Annotated in this window: 16 protein-coding genes; 9 read left to right on the top strand and 7 right to left on the bottom strand. The window is 70.3% G+C overall.

The features are described 5' to 3' along the window. The 3 genes from J7E25_RS10995 to J7E25_RS10985 are packed head-to-tail and all read right to left on the bottom strand — an operon-like array spanning position 1 to position 5,804. Positions 1-1,803 (bottom strand): acetolactate synthase large subunit, encoded by a 1,803-nt coding sequence (locus J7E25_RS10995; RefSeq protein WP_214870196.1) that lies wholly within the window; start codon positions 1,801-1,803, stop codon positions 1-3. Positions 1,804-1,846: 43 nt separating this feature from the next. Further along, positions 1,847-3,541: a dihydroxy-acid dehydratase gene (gene ilvD, locus J7E25_RS10990; RefSeq protein WP_214870195.1), complete on the bottom strand. Its 1,695-nt coding sequence runs from the start codon at positions 3,539-3,541 to the stop codon at positions 1,847-1,849. A 10-nt stretch (positions 3,542-3,551) separates the two neighbouring features. Further along, the gene (locus J7E25_RS10985) at positions 3,552-5,804 is read right to left on the bottom strand and encodes a bifunctional alpha,alpha-trehalose-phosphate synthase (UDP-forming)/trehalose-phosphatase (protein WP_214870194.1); all 2,253 of its coding nucleotides are present in this window, start codon (positions 5,802-5,804) and stop codon (positions 3,552-3,554) included. A gap of 110 nt (positions 5,805-5,914) precedes the next feature. On the opposite strand from J7E25_RS10985, the gene J7E25_RS10980 reads away from it, so the two are divergent. Next, positions 5,915-6,775, top strand: a complete 861-nt coding sequence (locus J7E25_RS10980) for a sugar phosphate isomerase/epimerase (protein ID WP_214870193.1) — start codon at positions 5,915-5,917, stop codon at positions 6,773-6,775. A gap of 59 nt (positions 6,776-6,834) precedes the next feature. Here J7E25_RS10980 and J7E25_RS18210 read toward each other — a convergent pair whose 3' ends face one another. Genes J7E25_RS18210 through J7E25_RS10965 form a run of 3 tightly spaced genes read right to left on the bottom strand, consistent with a single transcriptional unit; the run spans position 6,835 to position 12,261 of the window. Then, positions 6,835-8,754 carry a YhgE/Pip family protein gene (locus J7E25_RS18210; protein WP_214870192.1) on the bottom strand — a complete coding sequence of 640 codons (1,920 nt, stop codon included), beginning with the start codon at positions 8,752-8,754 and terminating at the stop codon, positions 6,835-6,837. Next, entirely contained in the window at positions 8,751-11,654 is a 2,904-nt protein-coding gene (locus J7E25_RS10970) for an MMPL family transporter (protein ID WP_214870191.1), read from the bottom strand. The genes J7E25_RS18210 and J7E25_RS10970 overlap by 4 nt, the downstream gene beginning before the upstream one ends. A gap of 7 nt (positions 11,655-11,661) precedes the next feature. Beyond that, complete coding sequence (locus J7E25_RS10965) at positions 11,662-12,261, bottom strand: TetR/AcrR family transcriptional regulator (RefSeq protein WP_214870190.1); 600 nt, start codon at positions 12,259-12,261, stop codon at positions 11,662-11,664. A 98-nt stretch (positions 12,262-12,359) separates the two neighbouring features. Here J7E25_RS10965 and J7E25_RS10960 point away from each other — a divergent pair, with 98 nt between their 5' ends. The 7 genes from J7E25_RS10960 to J7E25_RS10930 all read left to right on the top strand — a co-directional run bounded on the left by J7E25_RS10960 (position 12,360) and on the right by J7E25_RS10930 (position 17,598). After that, positions 12,360-12,560 (top strand): hypothetical protein, encoded by a 201-nt coding sequence (locus J7E25_RS10960; RefSeq protein WP_214870189.1) that lies wholly within the window; start codon positions 12,360-12,362, stop codon positions 12,558-12,560. Between the two features lie 109 nt (positions 12,561-12,669). Beyond that, a complete protein-coding gene (locus tag J7E25_RS10955; protein ID WP_214870188.1) occupies positions 12,670-13,104 on the top strand; it encodes a hypothetical protein in 435 nt (144 codons plus the stop codon). A 167-nt stretch (positions 13,105-13,271) separates the two neighbouring features. After that, positions 13,272-13,931 (top strand): biotin transporter BioY, encoded by a 660-nt coding sequence (locus J7E25_RS10950; protein WP_214870187.1) that lies wholly within the window; start codon positions 13,272-13,274, stop codon positions 13,929-13,931. A gap of 4 nt (positions 13,932-13,935) precedes the next feature. Then, positions 13,936-15,174, top strand: coding sequence for a class I adenylate-forming enzyme family protein (locus J7E25_RS10945; protein WP_214870186.1), 1,239 nt, complete (start codon positions 13,936-13,938; stop codon positions 15,172-15,174). Further along, a complete protein-coding gene (locus tag J7E25_RS10940) occupies positions 15,171-16,331 on the top strand; it encodes a thiolase family protein (RefSeq protein WP_214870185.1) in 1,161 nt (386 codons plus the stop codon). Before J7E25_RS10945 ends, J7E25_RS10940 begins: the two co-directional genes overlap by 4 nt. Beyond that, the gene (locus tag J7E25_RS10935) at positions 16,328-17,008 is read left to right on the top strand and encodes an energy-coupling factor ABC transporter ATP-binding protein (protein WP_214870184.1); all 681 of its coding nucleotides are present in this window, start codon (positions 16,328-16,330) and stop codon (positions 17,006-17,008) included. The genes J7E25_RS10940 and J7E25_RS10935 overlap by 4 nt, the downstream gene beginning before the upstream one ends. Further along, positions 17,005-17,598: an energy-coupling factor transporter transmembrane protein EcfT gene (locus J7E25_RS10930; RefSeq protein ID WP_214870183.1), complete on the top strand. Its 594-nt coding sequence runs from the start codon at positions 17,005-17,007 to the stop codon at positions 17,596-17,598. Before J7E25_RS10935 ends, J7E25_RS10930 begins: the two co-directional genes overlap by 4 nt. A gap of 131 nt (positions 17,599-17,729) precedes the next feature. Here J7E25_RS10930 and J7E25_RS10925 read toward each other — a convergent pair whose 3' ends face one another. Further along, the gene (locus J7E25_RS10925) at positions 17,730-18,167 is read right to left on the bottom strand and encodes a phosphoribosyltransferase family protein (protein ID WP_308164511.1); all 438 of its coding nucleotides are present in this window, start codon (positions 18,165-18,167) and stop codon (positions 17,730-17,732) included. 218 nt (positions 18,168-18,385) lie between these two features. Here J7E25_RS10925 and J7E25_RS10920 point away from each other — a divergent pair, with 218 nt between their 5' ends. Next, positions 18,386-19,324 carry a 5'-3' exonuclease gene (locus J7E25_RS10920; protein WP_214870182.1) on the top strand — a complete coding sequence of 313 codons (939 nt, stop codon included), beginning with the start codon at positions 18,386-18,388 and terminating at the stop codon, positions 19,322-19,324. The last annotated feature ends 38 nt before the right edge of the window (positions 19,325-19,362 follow it).

Genomic DNA, 19,362 nt, shown 5'->3' with positions numbered 1-19,362 from the left:
CTAGTCCTCCTCAGAGAATGCGGGCGAGTGGTCTCTCGCGTATTGGATGTAGCTGTTCGAGACGCCTTGCGGCACCATCGGCCATACCATCGCGTCGGCGCTCACGACGAAGTCGATGACGACGGGGCGGTCGTTCGTCTCGAGCGCGAGCTTGATCGCCGCGTCGATCTCATCCTCTTTCGTCACTCGGATGCCGAGTGCGCCGTATGCCTCGGCGAGTGCGACGAAGTCGGGGATGCGAACGGTGTCATGACCCGTGTTCAGGTCGGTGTTCGAGTAGCGGCCGTCGTAGAAGAGCGTCTGCCACTGGCGCACCATGCCGAGCGAGGAGTTGTTGATGATGGCGACCTTGATCGGGATGTCGTTCAGGGTGCACGTGGCGAGCTCCTGGTTCGTCATCTGGAAGCATCCGTCGCCATCGATGGCCCACACGACCCGGTCTGGCTCGGCGACCTTCGCGCCCATCGCCGCCGGCACCGCGTAGCCCATGGTGCCCGCACCGCCCGAGTTCAGCCAGGAGTTCGGGCGCTCGTACTTGATGAACTGCGCGGCCCACATCTGGTGCTGGCCCACGCCCGCGGCGTAGACGCCCTCGGGGCCGGTGAGCTCGCCGATGCGCTGGATCACGAGCTGCGGGGCGAGGAGACCGTCGGAGGGGGTCGAGAAGCCGAGCGGGAACTCCGAGCGCAGCCCGTCGAGGGTGGCCCACCACTCGGCGACGTCGGGCGTCGTGGTGCGGGTCGCCTCGCGGTAGGCCGCGAGCAGGTCGACGATCACGTCTTTCGCATCGCCCACGATCGGCACGTCGGCGGTGCGGATCTTCGAGATCTCGGCCGGATCGATGTCGACGTGCACGACCTTGGCGTTCGGCGCGAAGAGTGCCGACTTGCCGGTGACGCGGTCGTCGAACCGTGCGCCGAGCGCGATGAGGAGGTCGGCCTCCTGCAGCGCGATGACCGCGGGCACGGTGCCGTGCATGCCCGGCATGCCGAGGTGCTGCGGGTGCGAGTCGGGGAACGCGCCGCGCGCCATGAGGGTGGTGACGACGGGCGCATTGGTCGCCTCGGCGAGCTCGATGAGCTCGGCGGACGCCCGGGAACGGATGACGCCGCCGCCGACGTAGAGCACGGGGCGCTTCGCTTCAGCGAACAGCTGTGCCGCCGCGGCGACCTGCTTGCCGTGCGCCTTCATGATCGGGCGGTACCCCGGCAGATCGATCTTCGGCGGCCAGTGGAACTCGAACGAGGCCTGCTGGGCGTCTTTGGTGATATCGACGAGCACGGGGCCCGGGCGGCCGGTCGTGGCGATGTGGTAGGCCGCGGCGATCGTCGAGGGGATCTCGGCGGGGTCTTTCACGAGGAAGGAGTGCTTCGTGATCGGCATCGTGATGCCCACGATGTCGGCCTCTTGGAACGCGTCGGTGCCCATCAGGTTGGAGAACACCTGGCCTGTGATGGCGAGGATCGGCACGCTGTCCATGTGCGCGTCGGCGATGGCCGTGACGAGGTTCGTGGCGCCGGGGCCAGAGGTCGCGATCGTCACGCCGAGCTTGCCGGATGACGATGCGTACCCCTCTGCCGCGTGGCCGGCGCCCTGCTCGTGACGCACGAGGATGTGACGGAGCTTCTTGCTGTCGAGCAGCGGGTCGTAGACGGGGAGGATCGCGCCGCCGGGCAGGCCGAAGACGTCGGTGATGCCGAGCATCTCGAGCGAGCGCACGACGCCCTCGGCGCCGGTGATCTTTTCGGGCGCACCGGTGGGCGGTGCGGTGGGCGACGGCACGGGGATGGATTCCGTGGTCATTCGGTTCCTGTTCTTTGCAGCGAGGTGTGCGGGAAGCGCAGCACTAGCCCGTGGTGGCGCCTTCGGCGGCGGAACGCACGAGCTTCGAGTACTTCGCGAGGACGCCACGGGTATAGCGCGGAGGAAGCGGAGCCCAGCCTTCACGGCGGGCAGCCAGCTCGGCGTCGTCGACCAGTAGGTCGATCGTGCGAGCTGCGATATCGACCCGTATCAGATCACCATCGCGCACGAATGCAATCGGACCAGCGTCGACTGCTTCGGGTGCCAGATGGCCGATGCAGAGGCCGGTTGTGCCGCCTGAGAATCGACCGTCCGTCAAGAGTAGTACATCTTTTCCGAGTCCCGCGCCCTTGATGGCGGCGGTGATGGCGAGCATCTCGCGCATGCCGGGCCCACCCTTGGGGCCTTCGTAGCGGATCACCACGACGTCGCCGTGCGAGATCTTCCCCTCGGTGAGGGCGTCCATCGCCGCGCGTTCGCGCTCGAACACCCGGGCCGGGCCCTCGAAGGTCGCCGCGTCGAAGCCGGCGGTCTTCACGACCGCACCCTCGGGTGCGAGCGACCCGTGCAGGATCGTGAGCCCGCCGGTCTCGTGGATCGGGTTGTCGAGAGTACGCAGCACCTCGCCGTCGAGCGGCGGGATGTTCATCTCGGCGAGATTCTCGGCGAGCGTCTTGCCGGTGACGGTGAGTGCGTCGCCGTGCATGAGTCCGGCGTCGAGCAGCGCCTTCATGAGCACGGGCAGGCCGCCGCGACGGTCGACGTCGTTCATGACGTACTTGCCGAACGGCTTCAGGTCGCCGACGTGCGGCACCTTCGCGCCGATGCGGTTGAAGTCGTCGAGCGTCAGGTCGACCTCGGCCTCGTGCGCGATCGCGAGCAGGTGCAGCACGATGTTCGTCGAGCCGCCGAGTGCCATGCCCACGGCGATCGCGTTCTCGAATGCCTGCTTGGTGAGGATCTGCCGCGCGGTGATGCCGTGCTTCAACAGGTTGACGACGGCCTCGCCCGAGCGGTGCGCGTAGTAGTCGCGCCGACGGTCGGCGGAAGCCGGCGAAGCGGAGCCCGGGAGCGAGAGGCCGAGCGCCTCGGCGACCGAGGCCATGGTGTTGGCGGTGTACATTCCGCCGCAGGCGCCCTCACCGGGGGCGAAGGCGCACTCGATGCGGTGCGCGTCTTCGGCGCTCATCGTGCCGGCCTTCACCGCGCCCACCGCCTCGAACGAGTCGATGATCGTGATGTCCTTCTCGGTGCCGTCGGAGAGCCGCACCCAACCGGGTGCGATCGATCCGGCGTAGAGGAACACCGAGGCGAGATCGAGCCGGGCCGCGGCCATGAGCATGCCGGGGATCGACTTGTCACAGCCCGCGAGGAGCACCGAGCCGTCGAGGCGCTCGGCCTGCATGACGACCTCGACCGAGTCGGCGATGACCTCGCGAGAGACGAGCGAGAAGTGCATGCCCTCGTGGCCCATCGAGATGCCGTCGGAGACCGAGACGGTGCCGAACTGCAGCGGGTAGCCGCCACCGCCGTGCACGCCTTCTTTCGCGGCCTGCGCGAGGCGGCCGAGCGACAGGTTGCAGGGCGTGATCTCGTTCCACGAACTCGCGATGCCGATCTGGGGCTTGTCCCAGTCGGCATCGCCCATTCCGACGGCGCGGAGCATGCCCCGGCTCGTCATGGCTTCGATGCCGTCGGTGACGGTGCGGCTACGCGGCTTGGGATCGAACTCCGACATGCCTTCGAGTCTATGTCCAGCGCGAAGGTCGACCGCGCGCCATGTCACGGGCGTCGGCGAGGCGCTCGAGCAGCTCGGCGACGTCTTCCGTGCTCTTCACGCGGTGGGTGGCGAGCGACTTGCCTTGGCCGACCTTGACGCCGACATCCTCGTACTCCAGAGCCGCGAACGCGTCTTCGTCGGTGACGTCGTCGCCGACGTAGAACACCGCGCTCGAGCCGGCGTGCTGTCTGAGCCTGGTGAGCGCTTCGCCCTTGTCGCCTGGGCGCACCGAGAACTCGAGCACTCCCTTGCCGCCGCGCACGCTGAGCTCGGGCACCTCGGCCTCGACGCGCTCGCGCGCCGTACGCTGCAGCGTCGCGCCGATGTTCGCGGGCACACGTCGGGTGTGCAGTGCGAGACCGGCCGGCTTCCACTCGACCCAGGCACCCTCTGCCCCGGATGCCACTTCTTCGAGGATCTGCGTGAGGCGCTCGAGTCCGGCCAGCTCGGCATCGCGCAGGTCGATCGTGACGCCGCCGCTGTCGAGTTGCAGCTCGACGCCGTGCGAACCGCTGAGGAGCGTGCCCTGCGGCGGATCGGCCACCTCGCGCAGGCTCTGCAGCGCTCGCCCCGACACGATCGCAACCCTCGTGTCGTCTGCGGCGGCGAGCCGTTCGATCGCCGCTCGGGCGCGCTTGGTTGCCCGCGCGTCTTCTGGCCGGTCGACGAGCGGAGCGAGTGTGCCGTCGAAGTCGAGTGCCACGAGGAGGCGCTCGGTGCCGGCGATGCGGTTCAGCGCGGACGTGAGTCCCTCGGGCACGCCGGGCGCGATGATGCCGCTGCCGGTGAGCGTCTTCAGGAACGTGGCCGACCAGTTCGCGACGTCGTTCTCCCGCACTCGCTTGCGCAGGGCGCGCATGCGGCGCGAGCGCTCCCGCTGCGGCATCTCGATCGCCTCGACGATCGCGTCTTTCAAGCCCTCGATGTCGTGCGGATTGACGAGCACGGCTTGCCTGAGCTCGTCGGATGCCCCGGTGAACTCGCTGAGCAGCAGCACCCCGCGCTCGTCGAACCGGCACGCGACGTACTCCTTGGCGACGAGGTTCATGCCGTCGCGCAACGCGGTGACGAGCATGACGTCGGCCGCGAGGTAGAGGGCCACCATCTCTTCCCTGGGGTAGCCATGGTGGAGATAGGCGATCGCCTGGTGCCCGAGCGTCGAATGGTCGCCGTTCAGTCGGCCGACCATGAGCTCGATCTCGTCGCGAAGCAGTCGATAGGTCTCGACGCGTTCACGGGAGGGGCTGGCAACCTGCACGAGCGTGACGTCTTCGACCGAGAGCCGCTCGTCGCGCAGCAGCTCGCCGAACGCCTTCAGCCGATGCCGGATGCCCTTCGTGTAGTCGAGCCGGTCGACGCCGAGGATGATCGTCTTGGGATCGCCGAGGCTCGACCGGATCTCCTTCGCGCGCGCCTGCACTTCGGGGCGGCGCGCGAGCTCCTCGAAGCCGGCCGCGTCGATCGAGATCGGGAAATGGCGGGCCACGACGTGCCGCACCTGGTCGTTGCCGTCGGGCACGTCGATGACGCTGCCGCGCGTGGCGTACCCGAACAGCCGGCGCACGGCTCTCGTGAAGTTGCCGGCGTCGGCCGACCGCTGGAAGCCGATGACGTCGGCGCCGAGCAGTCCGTCGATGACCTGGCGACGCCACGGAAGCTGGGAGTAGATGCCGTAGGCCGGGAACGGGATGTGGTTGAAGAACCCGATCACGAGGTCGGGGCGGCTCTCGCGAAGCATCCGCGGCACGAGCTGGAGCTGGTAGTCCTGCACCCACACGACGGCGCCGTGGGAGGCGGCGCGCGCGGCGGCTTCTGCGAAGCGGCGATTGACGCGAACGTACGAGTCCCACCACTCGCGGTGGAACGACGGCGGCGCGATGACGTCGTGATAGAGAGGCCAGAGCGTGTCGTTCGAGAAGCCCTCGTAGTACTCTTCGAGCTCGTCAGCCGAGAGCGGCACGGGGATGATCGAGATGCCGTCGTGCTCGAACGGGTCGAACTCCATGTCGGCGACGCCCGCCCAGCCCACCCAGGCGCCTTCGGTGGTGCGCATGATGGGCTCGAGTGCGGTGACGAGGCCACCTGGTGAGCCCTTCCACGTGGTGGACCCGTCTGGGGCCTGCTCGTAGTCGACGGGAAGGCGATTCGACACGACGATCATGTCGTACGCCGCGTCGATGTAGAGGTCGTCGCTCGGTGTCGATTCGGGGGCGTGCAGCATCTGGCGGATGTCCCTTCGCTTGCCTCAGGCTAACAGTGCACCGATCGCCGGAGGGATCGCCCGCGACGACCCTCCCACAGTGAGGAGGCCGCGGCTAGACTGCCGCCCTGATGATTCGCATCGGCATGAGCACGACCTGCGTCTATCCGCTCGAGCCCGAGCATGCCTTCCGGCTGGCGAAGCTCGCGGGCTTCGACGGCATCGAGATCATGGTGACGCAAGAGGAGTCGACGCAGCAGGCCGAGCATCTCCTCGAGCTCTCGCGACGGTACGCGCTGCCGATCCTCACGGTGCACGCCCCGGTGCTGCTGCTCACGCACTTCGTGTGGGGGCGCGACCCTCGCGTGAAGCTCGAGCGCACCGCTGAGCTCGCGGCGGCGGTGGGCGCCGAGTCGGTCGTCGTGCACCCGCCGTTCCGCTGGCAGGCGACCTACGCGCTCGAGTTCCTGCGGATCGTGCGCGAGATCTCGGCCGAGTACGGGGTCGTCATCGCCGTCGAGAACATGTTCCCGTGGCGCGCCGCCGGCAAGAACCTCAAGGCATATGCCCCCGGATGGGACCCGCGCATCATGGACTGCGACGCGGTGACTCTCGATTTCTCGCATGCCGCGCTGTCGGGCGTCGACAGTCTCGAGTTCGCGAACGACCTCGGCGCGCGGCTTCGGCACGTGCACCTCTGCGACGGGTCGGGCGCGATCGGCGAGGGCCAGATCTTCGACGAGCACCTGCTGCCCGGGTACGGTCGCGAACCGGTCGCCGAGGTGCTCGAGGCGCTCGCGAGCCGTGGCTGGAGCGGCTCGATCGTCGCCGAGGTGAACACCCGCAAGGCCAGGAGCGAGCGTGAACGGCTCGAGCTCTTGCGCGAGACGCTCGAGTTCGCCCGCACGCACACGCACCAGTCGAAGCGACGCCGGGCACTCATCCGCTCCCGGCGCGCGCTCGAGGCGATCCTGCCGGGTTCGCGCCATTGAGGCGCTGAGGCGGTGGTGAACGGGCTCGGCGATCCTGCAGACGCCGAGCCCGTCCATCGTCAGCCGAGGGCCGCGGAGGCGAAGCCGATCGAGCGGATGCCGCGACGCCTCGCCACGACCATCGCCGTGCCGATGAGGCCGGCGAGCCCGAACAGCGCGACCATTCCCGCCGCGGTGCCCACGGCTCCCCCACCGGCACCGGCGACGATCGCCTGCATGCCCTGCACCGCCCAGGTGAGCGGCAGGAACGGGCTGATGGCCTGGAACGGGCCGCTCAGCACCTCCACCGGATAGAGGCCACCGGATGCCGCGAGCTGGAGGGCCACGAGCACGAGCGAGACGAGCATGCCCGCGCGGCCGAGTGCGACGCTCAGGAAGGCGTGGACCGCGGTGAAGGCGACTGCGAGGAGCGCCGCGAACGCGAGCGTCTGCGGGAGCACGGCCCACGAGACGCCGAGCGCGGTGTGCAGCAACGCGACGACCGCGACCGCTTGCGCGAGGGCGACGAGGCCGGCGCGGGCGAGCGTGCGCGAGACGAGCCCGCCGGTCGAGGCGGTGCTGCGGAGCGCGTCGCGGCTGAACGGGCGGAAGACGAGGAACATCGCCAACGCCCCGATCCAGAGGCCGATCGGCACGAACAGCATGCCGATGACCTCACCCGTCGAGTCGATCTCATGGTCGCGGGCGGAATCGACCACGACCGGTTCCGAGACGACGTCGGCCGTCGTCGCGGCGTCGATGTCCGTGAGCGCGGAGGCACTCTCGGCGCCGCTCGTGAGGCCGGAGGCGAGGCTCCCAGCGCCGTCCGCGAGTTGCGTGGCGCCGCTCGCGGCATCCGCGGTGCCAGTGGAGAGCTCGCCGAGTCCGCTCGCGAGCGAGTCGACACCGCTCGCGAGCCCGTCGGCGCCCGACCGAAGCTGCTCGGACCCGCCCGCGAGCTGCGCGACGCCGGTGCCGATCTCGTCGATGCCGCCCTGCAACTGGTCGACGCCCTCACCGGTCTTCGTCACGAGGAGGTCGCCGCCTGCCGCGAGCCGGTCGAGCCCTCCCGCGTACTCGGCGACGCTCTGCGCCGCCGCGCCGGAGGGATCCGCCGCGAGGAGCGGCGCGAGGCCCGCGGCGAGCGCGTCGAACCCGTCTGCGGCCGCGTGCACATTCGTCACGTAGTCCGCCGTGCCGGAGGTGAGGCCGTCGAGCGCTCCCGCCTGCTGCTGCAGCTGCCCGATTCCGCCGGCGAGCGAGTCGACTCCCGAGGTGTACTCCCCCACGCCGTCGGCGTAGGCGTACGCCCCGCTCGCGGCATCCGCTGCGCCCGACGCCGCCGAGGCGACGCCGGTGGAGAGCTCGCCGAGTCCGCCGGCGAGCGAGCCCACGCCGCTCGAGAGCTCGGTCGCGCCGGTTGCGGCGTCGCCGAGCGAGCCGCCGAGCGAGGCGAGGTTCGAGTAGAACCCCTCGAGATACCGGGCGGTGAGCTCACGGCCGAAGGCGGCGGTCATGGCGTCGCCGACCGATTGCGCCACCGACCCCGCGAGATAGCCGTGCGCGTCGTCGGTTCGGATGTCGAGCTGCGCCCTGGTGGGCGTCTCACCCGCGAGCGAGGTCACGGAGTCGGAGAAGTCGGCGGGAACGGTGAGCACGGCGTAGGCCTCGCCGCTCGCGAGCAGCTCGGCGGCCTCCTCGTCGTTCGAGATGGACCAGTCGAACCCGGTGCTCGCGGGGCCTGTGAGCTCCGTGACGAGCTGGCGGCCCGCGAGCACCGGCTGCTCGGTGCCGTCGGCGCCCGTCATCGTGACCATCTCGTCGTTGTTGACGACGACCGCCGGGATCGCGTCGAGCTGGTCGCCCGCACCGCCGAGCGCGCCCGAGAAGAGGCCGGCGACCGCGAGCGGCACGACGATGACGGCCGCGAGGAGGGCGCCGTAGCGCACACGGCGTTGCGCCGGCGTGGTGCCGAGCAGAGACTGGAGTCGGGAGCTCATCGGAGGGCCTCCTGGGCGGTCGCGTCGGGTTCGAGGATGCGGATGTCACGCCCGGCGTATGGCGAGCCCGGAGCGGGCAGCGCCGCGTCGGCGCCGACTCCCGCGATGAGGGTGACCCCGGTGGGAACGAGGCGCGCGGCAGCATCCCAGAGGGCGGTGCCCGAGGTGCCGGCATCGTCGAGGTCGACGACGACGGCCTTCGGCCGCTCCGCAAGTGCGGCGGCGAGGGCGACGATCGTGCGATCGAGCGTATCGAGTGCGGCGAGCGGCGTGTCGGTGCCGAAACGCGGTCCGTCGTCGTCGTGCCCCGCGGCCTCTGCGGCGCGATCGGTCCAGCTGCGCACGAGGGCACGTGATGGCGCCAGGCGGTACCACGGGCGGGTCGCGTCGAGCCGGCTCGCGATGAGCTCGCCGACGCTGCGGGGGCCTCCGGCATCCGCTGCTGCTTCCGCGAGCGCCACGGACTGCAGCACGTCTCGATTGCCCGACGGGAGCGGATGCCCCAGCACCGCGAGTCGCCCCGAGACGGGTGCGAGCCGCCCGGCGAGGGTCGCCGCGACCACGCGACGGTCGACCGCCTCACCGCGGATGGCGAGCAGGCCGCCCTTCGGCACCTCGAGGGACACCGGGCCGATCGATCGCTCGGGCAGGCCGAACACGGCGAGGTCTGCGTTCACGGCGGCGGGCCGCGATGCCGCCCACGCGACCTGGTCGAGGTGGGCCCGGAGCCCCTCGCCCTCGATGTCGACGTCGGGCAGCCGCTTCGCAAGCCACTTCGGCAGCCACCAGGCGGCACGGCCGGCGAGCGCCATCGCAGCGGGCACGAGCGTCATCCGCACGAGGAACGCGTCGAACGCGACGCCGACGGCGAGCGCGAACGCGATGCCCTTGATCACCCCGGAGCCCTCGGGCACGAAGGCGAAGAACACGAAGAACATGATGAGCGCGGCGGCGGTGACCACCCGCGACGCGTGCTGGAAGCCGTGCACGACGGCCTGGCGCGGCTCGCCTGCCGGGTTGTGCTTGAGCGACCGCACGAACTCCTCGCGCATGCCCGACACGAGGAACACCTCGTAGTCCATCGCGAGGCCGAACAGCACCGCCATCAGGAGGATCGGCAGGAAGCTCAGGATCGGGCCGGGCTGCACGTGCAACAGGTCGGCGAACCACCCCCACTGGAAGATCGCGACGGTGACGCCGATCGCGCCGAACGCCGAGAGGAGGAACCCGAGCGCCGCCTTCACCGGCACGAACACCGAGCGGAACACCATGAGCAGCAGCACGATCGAGAGCCCGACGACGATGAGCGCGAACGGGATCAGCGCGTCGGTCAAGCGGTTCGAGATGTCGATCGAGACGGCCGTATAGCCAGTCACAGCGAGAGGGGTGCCGAAGTCTGCCTCGATCGACGGCGCGAGCTCACGGATTCGCTCGACGAGGTCCTTCGTCTCGGGGGCGTCGGGGGCGCTTTCGGGCACGACCTGGATGATGGCTGTGTCGGCGGTCTCGTTCGGCATGCCGTCGCCGACATAGGCGACGTCGTCGAGCTCTGCGATGCGAGCGCCGACGGCGTCGAGGTCGTCGAAGATGTCGGTCGTCTGGGTGATGTCGACCGTGACGATGAGCGGCCCGTTGTAGCCGGGACCGAACCCGGAGTCGATCATCTCGTAGGCCTCGCGCTGCGTCGATCCGGCGGGCTCCGACGCTCCGCTCGGGAGGTTCAGGTCGAGGCTCGCGGCGGGGATGGCGGCCGTACCGAGCACGCCGACGACGAGCACCACGAAGACGACGGGCGCCTTCAGCACGAGGTCGACCCAGCGACGGCCGAGCGTGCGAGTGCCGCCCTCATCGCTCGCGTTCGCCCGCCGGTGCACCCGACTTCCGGGCTTCGGCGCGAGCCGCTTGCCGAACACTCCGAGGAGTGCCGGCAACAGCGTGACGGCGCCGGCGACCGCGATGAACACGGCGAAGGCCGCCGAGACGCCCATGACACTGAGGAACGGGATGCCGACGATGAGCAGGCCCAGCAGCGCAATGATCACGGTGAGCCCCGCGAACACGACCGCACCGCCCGCCGTGGCGACGGCCTCGGCGGCGCTCTCCTCGGGAGTGTGGCCGCGCGCCAGCTGCGTGCGATGCCGGGAGAGGATGAAGAGCGCGTAGTCGATGCCCACGGCGAGCCCGATCATCACTGCGAGCATCGGGGCCGTGCTCGACACGGTTGCGAACGCGGCGACGATCGAGATGCCGCCGAACGCGGCGCCCACGCCGACGAGCGCGGTGAGCAGCGGCATGCCGGCCGAGAGCAGCGAGCCGAAGGTGATGTGGAGCACGACTGCGGCGAAGAGCACGCCGAAGATCTCGGTGATCGTCAGGCCGAAGTTGGTCTCCTGGAACACCTCGCCGCCGAACGCGACCCTGAGCCCGGCGTCTCGGCCGATGTCGCCGGTGGCGGTGACGGCGTCGATCGTGTCGGTCGTGACATCCGAGGTCGGGCCGTCGAACTGCACCTGGATGTAGGCGGTGCGCGCGTCGTGCGAGACCTGGTCGCCGGCGTACTCGTCGAACGGGCCGAGCACGCTCGCCACGCCGTCGACCTCCTCGAGCTCGGCCTCCATGGCCTCGATCGCGCTACGGTAGGCCGCGTTGTCGACGGATGCCCCGTCGGGCGTCTCGACGACGGCTTTCGCCGACGCGCCGGCCGTCTGCGGGAACACGGCGGCGAGCTGGTCGATCGCGGTCTGCGATTCGGTGCCGGGAATCGCGTAGGACTCCTGGAGCTGGCCGCCGAGCCCGACCCCGGCGCCGACGAGGGCGCCGAGGGCGAGCACCCAGGCCGCGATGACGAGCCAGGCCCGGCGGAAGGCGAAGCGGCCGAGGCGGTGGAGGAGCAGAGCCATTGGGTGCCTATCGCGTCGAGCGGCCGTCGGCCGGGAGGAGGAGTTCGGAGAGCACGGAGATCAGTGCCGGGCGCACCTCGACGTCGTCGAACTTGCGGTCGTCGTCGACGAAGTTGGCGCCGGCGACGAGCATGTAGGCGGCGCCGGCGAGCGCGACGCCGAAGCGGATGTTCTCGATGACGGGTGCGTCGTCGGCGCAGATCGAGTCGGCGATGCCGCGAATGGCGGTGTTCGCACGCTGGATGACTGGGATGCTGAGCAGCGACTGCCCTTGGTTCACGAAGGTGTGCACGGCGAGGCGGTTGCCCAGCAGGAAGTCGACGAACCGCTCGATGAAGACGGTGCGTGCCTCGGCTGAGCGACCACCGGCGACGAAGTCGCCGAGCAGGGCCTCGAGGTCGTCGATCGCTGGGCCGATCGCCGACTCGAGCAGCGCCTCTTTCGAGGCGAAGTGGTAGAGCACGCTCGACTTCGAGTAGCCGGCGTGGTCGGCGATCTGCTGCAGCGACGTCGCGGCGAAGCCGACGGTCGAGAACAGCTCGAGGGCGACCTGTCGAAGTTCGTCGGCCGGGCGCACGCGAGACGTGGCTTGGGCATCGGTTGGCATGGGTCGAACGTACCTTGACCGATCGGTCAGATTCTGCACGATCGGTCAGATTCACGGATGACTCCCAGACATCTGAGGCGAACGAGTAGCGTTGCGGCATGCGCAAGTACCTCTTCAGCGGGGCCGTGCTCACCGCGATCTTCGCCGGCGTCGGCGTCATCCGCGCCACCACCACCGGTCCACGCGACTGGCGCCTGGCACTCATGTGGGTCTCCTGGCTCGCGAGCCTCGCGATCGCCATCGGCACCGTGTCCGACGAGTCGAAGCGAGCCGAGCTCGAGCGGGAGTTCGGCCAATAGCGGCACCCATGGGCCGCTCCGCGGCGTGTCACTCGAAATCCATGACGCGGTGCCCGAGACTGGGACGAACGACCCGATCCGTCGTTCCGCACCACCGAGAGGGGTCACGATGTTCCGCCGCTGGCGCCGCGCGAGGCTTGCCGCACAAGCCGCCGCTCACGCTGCCCTTCCCGCACCGCGCGCGAACGCGGCCGATCTGCGCGGCGAGCACATCTTCGAGCTCCTGAACGCGAAGCTCTCCGAGTTCATCGGTCCGTCGGGCAGCTGGTCGCTCGTGCGCCGCGCCGAAGGCGACACCGACCGCATCTTCCACGCGATGCTGACGCACCAGATCGCGGCGGAGCTCACCCGCTCGATCCTCGATGAGCGCGACGCGGTCACCGTCGTCGTGCCTGCTGGCGAGGAGTCGCTCGCGCTCAGCTGGACCCCGTCGCCGCTCGTCATGTGGGCCGACCCCGTCGAGGTGCCGGCAGATTCGGATGCCGCTGAGGCAGACGCCCTCCCCACGATCGGCACCGCGCACGTCGAGTCCCGCGCGGCCTGAGTCGCCCCTCCGTCCGCGCAGCTCGCCATTCGGACAACGCCCGCCCACGGCGCTCGTCCAAAATCGGCACCCGATTTCTGTACGGCGACCGCGAGCACGGCCCTCCCTCCCCGCCGTAGCGTGAATTCCGCCGTCTCCTCGGCCAACGCTTCGACCCGGAGGACTTCGTGACCAGTCGCATCCCCGCCCGCGATCTCGCACAGATCGCCGTCTTCGCCGCCCTCATCGCCGCGCTCGGCCTTCCCGGCGCCCTGCAGATCGGCACGACCGGCGTTCCCATCACCTTCCAGACGCTCGGTGTCATGCTCGCGGGCGCGATCCTCGGCGCCCGCAAGGGCTTCCTCACGGTGCTGCTGTTCGAAGGCCTCGTCGCAGCCGGCCTGCCCCTGCTCTCCGGCGGACGCGGCGGACTCGGTGTCTTCGTCGGCCCATCGGCCGGATACCTGGTCGGCTGGTTGGTGGGAGCCCTCGTCATCGGCTGGTTCACGGCACGCCTCCTCCCCCGGTACGGCGTGGTCCCCGCCCTCGGCGCGACCGCGCTCGGCGGCATCGTCGCCATCTACGCACTCGGCGTGCCGTGGCTGGCCATCTCGTCCGGGGTACCGTTCTGGGTTGCGCTCAGCGGCTCCTTCGTCTTCCTGCCCGGCGACATCCTCAAGGTCGTCGTCACCGTGCTCGTCGCGAAGCAGGTGCACCGCGCCTGGCCGGGCCTCATCGCCCTTCGGTCGTGGCCCTGGTCACGCGCTGTCGAAGCAGCGAGCGAGCCCGCTCCGGCGACCCCGCGTCCGACCTCAGCCGAGGTCGCCTCGGCGCCGCGCTCGGAGTAAAGGCGTGATCGGCTGGCTCGACGGCGACGGTGAGGCGATCCGCCTCGCCGGTCGCACGTCGAGCCGTGCCGAATTGCGCCGGCTCGTGGCATCCGTCGCCGAGCAGTTCGACCGCACGCAGGCGCCGGTGCTCGCGCACGACGCCGACCCCGTGGCCCAGCTCGCGACGGTGCTCGCCGCCCTCGAGGCGAAGCGTGCCGTCGTCGTCGCCGACCCCGCGCAGGCCGCTCCGGCAGTGCGCTCGATGCCGCCCGGCACCGAGCTCGTGCTCATGACGAGCGGATCGTCGGGCAACGCCCGGCCCGTCGCCCGCACGCTCGCCTCGTGGACGGCGTCGTTCGAGCCCTTCACCGAGCTCACCGAGGCTCGCCGTGCCCGCCGCGGCGCGCGCGCCGAGCAACCGATCGTCGCGATCACCGGGCCGCTGCACGTCTCGATGCACCTCTTCGCCGCGCTGCACGCGCTCTGGAGCGGTGTGGTGCTCGTCGACGACATCGCCGGGGCCGACCTCGTGCACGCGACGCCGACGACGCTCGAGCGACTCGCCTCAGCGGGGCACCGCCCACGACGAGTCGTCGTCGCGGGCAGCGCACTCCCGCCATCGACCCTCGCATCGGCTCGCGCCGCCGGCATCGCCGTGACCGAGTACTACGGTGCCGCCGAGCTCTCGTTCGTCGCCGCGGTCGACCACTCGCGCGTCGACGCCGAGGGCTCCGGCGCGCTCATGCCGTTCCCCGGCGTCGAGGTCGACGTGCGCGCGGGCGAACTGTGGGCCCGCTCCCCCTACCTCTCGCTCGGGTACGCCGGCGTCGACGGGCCGTTCCGAAGGGATGCGAACGGCTTCGCGACGGTCGGCGATCGAGCGGATGCCGCCGCGAACGGCAGCCTCGTCGTGCGCGGCCGCGGCGACTCCGCCGTGACCGTCTCGGGCACCACGGTGCTCGCCGAAGACGTCGAGGCCGCCCTCACCGGACTCGCGGGCGTTCGAGCCGCGGCCGTGATCGCCGTGCCCCACGCCCTGCACGGACACGTGCCGGTCGCGGTGCTCGAGCTCGCCCCGTCGGCCGATCGCGCGCACATCATCACCGCAGCGCGCTCGCGCCTCACCGCACCCGAGCTCCCGCGACGCTGGTACGCGATCGAGTCGCTCCCGCGCACGACCTCGGGCAAGGTCGCCCGCGGTGCGCTCGGCGTCGCCCTCGCCGCCGGTTCGCTCGACGAGGATCGGTTCGGGCGCGCATGACCCGCAGCATCAGCTTTGAGGCACCCGTCATCGTCGCCGCACGGCGCACCGCCGTGGCCACCACCGGACGCGGGTTCGCGGGCCGCACCGTCGACGCGCTCGCGGCGCCGGTGCTCGCCGCCGTCGCGGCATCCGTCGCTCCCGCAGGCATTTCCGTCGACGACGTCGTGCTCGGCAATTGCCTCGGCCCAGGCGGCGACGTCGCGCGCATCTCGGCGCTTCGCGCCGGGCTCGGCCACGATGTTCCGGGGGTCACGGTCGACCGCCAGTGCGGCTCGGGCCTCGACGCGGTGATGCAGGCCGCCTCCCGCATCCGCGGTGGCGACGCTGAGCTCGTGATCGCCGGCGGCGCGGAGTCGGCCTCGACGGCGCCATGGCGCTATTGGCCGCCCGAGACCGGCGACGGAGCGCCGACGCGGCGCTACGAGCGAGCCCCCTTCGCCCCGATCGGCACTCCCGACCCCGAGATGGGACCCGCCGCCGACGATCTCGCCGCCCGATCGGGCGTGACGCGCGAGCGCCAGGATGCCTGGGCCGCCCGTTCGCACCGGCTCGCCGCGGCAGCGCAGGCAACCGGCGCCTTCGACGCGGAGATCGTCACCCTCGACGGCATCGTGGCAGACGACCGCCCGCGCGATCGACTCGACGAGCGCACGCTCTCGCGGTTCCACCCTGCATTCCGCCCCGATGGCACGGTCACCGCGGGAAACTCATGCGGCATCTCCGACGGCGCCGCCGCGATGGCCGTCACGACCGAGGCGGTGCGTCGGCGTCTCGGGCTCCCCGGCCTGCGCGTGATCGCTGCGGCGACCACCGGCTCCGACCCCGGACTGCCCGGGATCGGGGCGGCACCGGCCATCCTCCGAGCGCTCGAACGCTGCGGGGCATCCGTCGCCGACCTCGGCTTCGTCGAGATCACCGAGGCCTTCGCCGCGCAACTGCTCGCGGTGAGCGACGCCGTCGGCCTCGACGAGGGAACGATCTCGGGCGACGGCGGCGCGATCGCGTTGGGGCACCCCTGGGGCGCGTCGGGGGCGATACTCCTGGTGCGGCTTGCGGCTCGGATGCACGCCTCAGACGACTCGCGGCTCGGTTTGGCAGCATGTTCGATCGGTGGCGGGCAAGGCGTGGCGATGATCGTGGAGCGAGTGGCATGAGCGTGATCGAGTTCAGCCGGGTCGAGCACTCCTACGGTGAGCGCCCAGTGCTGCGCGGCGTCGACCTCGTGCTCGGCGAAGGCCGCATCGGCATCGTGGGCGCCAACGGATCGGGCAAGTCGACGCTCGCCCGCATGATCAACGGCCTCGTCACTCCCGACCTCGGCACGGTCACTGTCGACGGCCTCGACGTCACGCGGCAGGGACGCGAGGTGCGCCGCCGGGTCGGCTTCGTGTTCACCAACCCCGACAACCAGATCGTCATGCCGACGGTCTCGGAAGACGTCGCGTTCACCCTGCGCAAGAGCGGGCTGTCGAAGCCGGATGTCGCGAAGCGGGTGGCCTCGACGCTCGAGCGCTTCGGCCTCGCCGCCCACGCCGAGCACCCCGCGCATCGCCTTTCAGGCGGGCAGAAGCAACTGCTGGCGCTCGCGTCGGTGCTCGTCGCCGAGCCCTCCGTCGTCGTCGCCGACGAACCGACGACCCTGCTCGACGCCCGCAACGCGCGCCTTATCGGCCAAATGCTGAGCTCGCTCGAGCAGCAGGTCGTCGTGGTCACCCACCAGCTCGAGCTCCTCGACGGCTTCGACCGGGTCGTCGTCATCGATGAGGGCCGCATCGTCGCCGACGACACTCCGGATGCCGCGCTCGGCGCCTATCGGAGCCTCATCGCATGATCGGCCTCTACGTTCCCGGCAGCACCCTCGTGCATCGTGCGCCCGCGCTGGCCAAGCTCGGACTGCTCGCCGTCACGATCGCCGTGATCACGGTGCTCCAGGAGCCGTGGCAACTCGCGGCAGCCGTGGGCGGCGTCGGCGTGCTCTTCCTCGCCGCTCGCATCCCGCCGCGCATGGTGTGGCGGCACGTCGTGCCGATCCTGTGGCTGCTCGCGATCGCCGTGCCCGTGCAGGCCCTGTTCGCCGGGTGGACGGCGGCGCTCATGATGGGCGGGCGCGTCGCGGCATCCGTCGCCCTTGCCGCCCTCTTCACCCTCACGACGACGGTGTCCAGCGTGCTCGACGCGTGTCAGCAGCTGCTCCGGCCGTTCCGGCGCTGGGTCGACGGCGACCGCGTGGGCCTGCTCCTCGCCCTCACGATCCGCTGCGTGCCGTTGACCGCCGAGATCGTGCGCGAGGTGATCGAGGCGCGGCGCGCGCGAGGAGCGACCGGGTCGCTCACGGCGCTCGCGGTACCCGTGATCGTGCGTTCGCTGCAATCGGCCGAAGCGCTCGGCGAGGCGCTCGTGGCGCGCGGCCTCGACGATTGAGAGCCGGTCGGCGCAGTCGTGACATGATCGCGGTGTGGCCGAACGACTGATGCTCCTCGACACCGCCTCGCTCTACCTGCTCTAAGGCACCTTCTCAGTCCACGCGCGTTCGCACGTGTCCAGATGCGGCGTCAGGCAAGGTCGCGAATGTGGAGAAGTGACCGCACTCGCAGGCTGCGACGAAGGTCAGAGCGCACCAAACCGTCAACCACGACGGCGGCGCCAATCCAACCTGCACCGCTCATCTGGACCAATGCTCGGCATGCTTCTGCCTGTGCGCCGGTCGCAATCCAGTCGTCGACAAAAAGCACACTGTCGCCCGAACGCAAGAGCGAGCGACGAAGCCCCAGCTGCAGATGCTGGTCTCGGTAGTCGGGCGCGGTCGACGTCTCCCACCATGCATCGCTGTCCGCGGCGCGGCCCGGATCTTTCCGTACTTCTGCGAGCCCTACGCCCACACTCCGGGCCGTAAGCACTCCTAGCAGACTTCCACGGGATTGAGTGCCCATGACGACGGTCGGCCGATCATTCTCGAACAGACCAGCCAGGCCCGCGCCGATCTGATCCACTATCTCAGCGTCCCGCCACCACCCGGTGACGTCGGCGCGATAGTCCGGGTCGGTGCGGTCGCCGATCCATCGAAAGGACGAGAGCAACCTTTCACGCAACTGGGGCACCCCTCATGGTGCCACAGCCAGCTCTTTCGCACGTCAACGACGAATCACCCACTATTAGGCCGATTCCCCACCTCGCCCGGAGGATTGCTGGTACGTGGCAGGATTGCGACATGTCCGACCGACTCATGTTGCTCGACACCGCCTCGCTCTACTTCCGGGCGTTCTACGGCGTGCCCGATACGATCCGCGCTCCAGACGGCACGCCCGTCAACGCCGTGCGCGGGCTGCTCGACATCATCGCGCGGCTCGTGGCCGAGTATGAGCCAACGCATCTCGTGGCGTGCTGGGACGACGACTGGCGCCCGCACTGGCGCGTCGATCTCATCCCGAGTTACAAGGCGCACCGCGTCGCCGAGGTCGTGCCGGTCGGCCCCGATGTCGAGGTGACGCCCGACCCGCTCGAGGCGCAGATCCCGATGATCCGGCAGATCCTCGACGCGCTCGACATCCCGATCGTCGGTGCTGCCCACCACGAGGCCGATGACGTCATCGGCAGCCTCGCGACCCAGGCGACGATGCCGGTCGACGTCGTCACGGGCGACCGCGACCTCTTCCAGCTCGTCGATGACGCGAGCCGGGTGCGCGTCATCTACACGGCTCGCGGCATGAGCAAGCTCGAGGTGGTGACCGACGTCACGGTCGTCGGCAAGTACGGGGTGCTCCCCTCCCAGTACGTCGACTTCTCCGTGCTGCGCGGCGACACCTCCGACGGGCTGCCGGGCGTCGCCGGCATCGGCGAGAAGACGGCCGCGAGCCTCCTGCAGCAGTTCGTCGATCTCGATGCGCTCATCGCCGCCGCGGCAGACCCCACCGCGCCGCTCTCGGCGACGATCCGGGCGCGCATGACCGGCGCAACCGACTACCTCGCGGTCGCGCCGAAGGTCGTCGAGGTCGTGCGCGACCTCGAACTCGGCGAGATCGACGGGCGCATCCGGCCGCTCGATGCCGAGGCCATCGCCGAGGTCGAACGCCTCGCGAACGAGTGGAACCTCGGCGGCTCGGCGCAGCGGGCGCTGCGCGCACTCGGCAACGGGGTCGACGCGTACTGACCGCGGATTTGCGCGGTTCTCACGGTACCTCTGGGCGC

The sequence above is a fragment of the Agromyces sp. ISL-38 genome (assembly GCF_018613935.1).
GTDB lineage: Bacteria > Actinomycetota > Actinomycetes > Actinomycetales > Microbacteriaceae > Agromyces.
The sequence above is the reverse complement of the archived record's forward strand: the minus strand, read 5'-3'. Positions and strand labels throughout refer to the sequence as shown.

What these genes read in the sequence shown, in the direction of transcription:
- J7E25_RS10995 (WP_214870196.1), bottom strand. Translation starts at nt 1,803, where the DNA reads ATGACCACGGAATCCATCCCCGTGCCGTCGCCCACCGCACCGCCCACC.
- ilvD (WP_214870195.1), bottom strand. Translation starts at nt 3,541, where the DNA reads ATGTCGGAGTTCGATCCCAAGCCGCGTAGCCGCACCGTCACCGACGGC.
- J7E25_RS10985 (WP_214870194.1), bottom strand. Translation starts at nt 5,804, where the DNA reads ATGCTGCACGCCCCCGAATCGACACCGAGCGACGACCTCTACATCGAC.
- J7E25_RS10980 (WP_214870193.1), top strand. Translation starts at nt 5,915, where the DNA reads ATGATTCGCATCGGCATGAGCACGACCTGCGTCTATCCGCTCGAGCCC.
- J7E25_RS18210 (WP_214870192.1), bottom strand. Translation starts at nt 8,754, where the DNA reads ATGAGCTCCCGACTCCAGTCTCTGCTCGGCACCACGCCGGCGCAACGC.
- J7E25_RS10970 (WP_214870191.1), bottom strand. Translation starts at nt 11,654, where the DNA reads ATGGCTCTGCTCCTCCACCGCCTCGGCCGCTTCGCCTTCCGCCGGGCC.
- J7E25_RS10965 (WP_214870190.1), bottom strand. Translation starts at nt 12,261, where the DNA reads ATGCCAACCGATGCCCAAGCCACGTCTCGCGTGCGCCCGGCCGACGAA.
- J7E25_RS10960 (WP_214870189.1), top strand. Translation starts at nt 12,360, where the DNA reads ATGCGCAAGTACCTCTTCAGCGGGGCCGTGCTCACCGCGATCTTCGCC.
- J7E25_RS10955 (WP_214870188.1), top strand. Translation starts at nt 12,670, where the DNA reads ATGTTCCGCCGCTGGCGCCGCGCGAGGCTTGCCGCACAAGCCGCCGCT.
- J7E25_RS10940 (WP_214870185.1), top strand. Translation starts at nt 15,171, where the DNA reads ATGACCCGCAGCATCAGCTTTGAGGCACCCGTCATCGTCGCCGCACGG.
- J7E25_RS10935 (WP_214870184.1), top strand. Translation starts at nt 16,328, where the DNA reads ATGAGCGTGATCGAGTTCAGCCGGGTCGAGCACTCCTACGGTGAGCGC.
- J7E25_RS10930 (WP_214870183.1), top strand. Translation starts at nt 17,005, where the DNA reads ATGATCGGCCTCTACGTTCCCGGCAGCACCCTCGTGCATCGTGCGCCC.
- J7E25_RS10920 (WP_214870182.1), top strand. Translation starts at nt 18,386, where the DNA reads ATGTCCGACCGACTCATGTTGCTCGACACCGCCTCGCTCTACTTCCGG.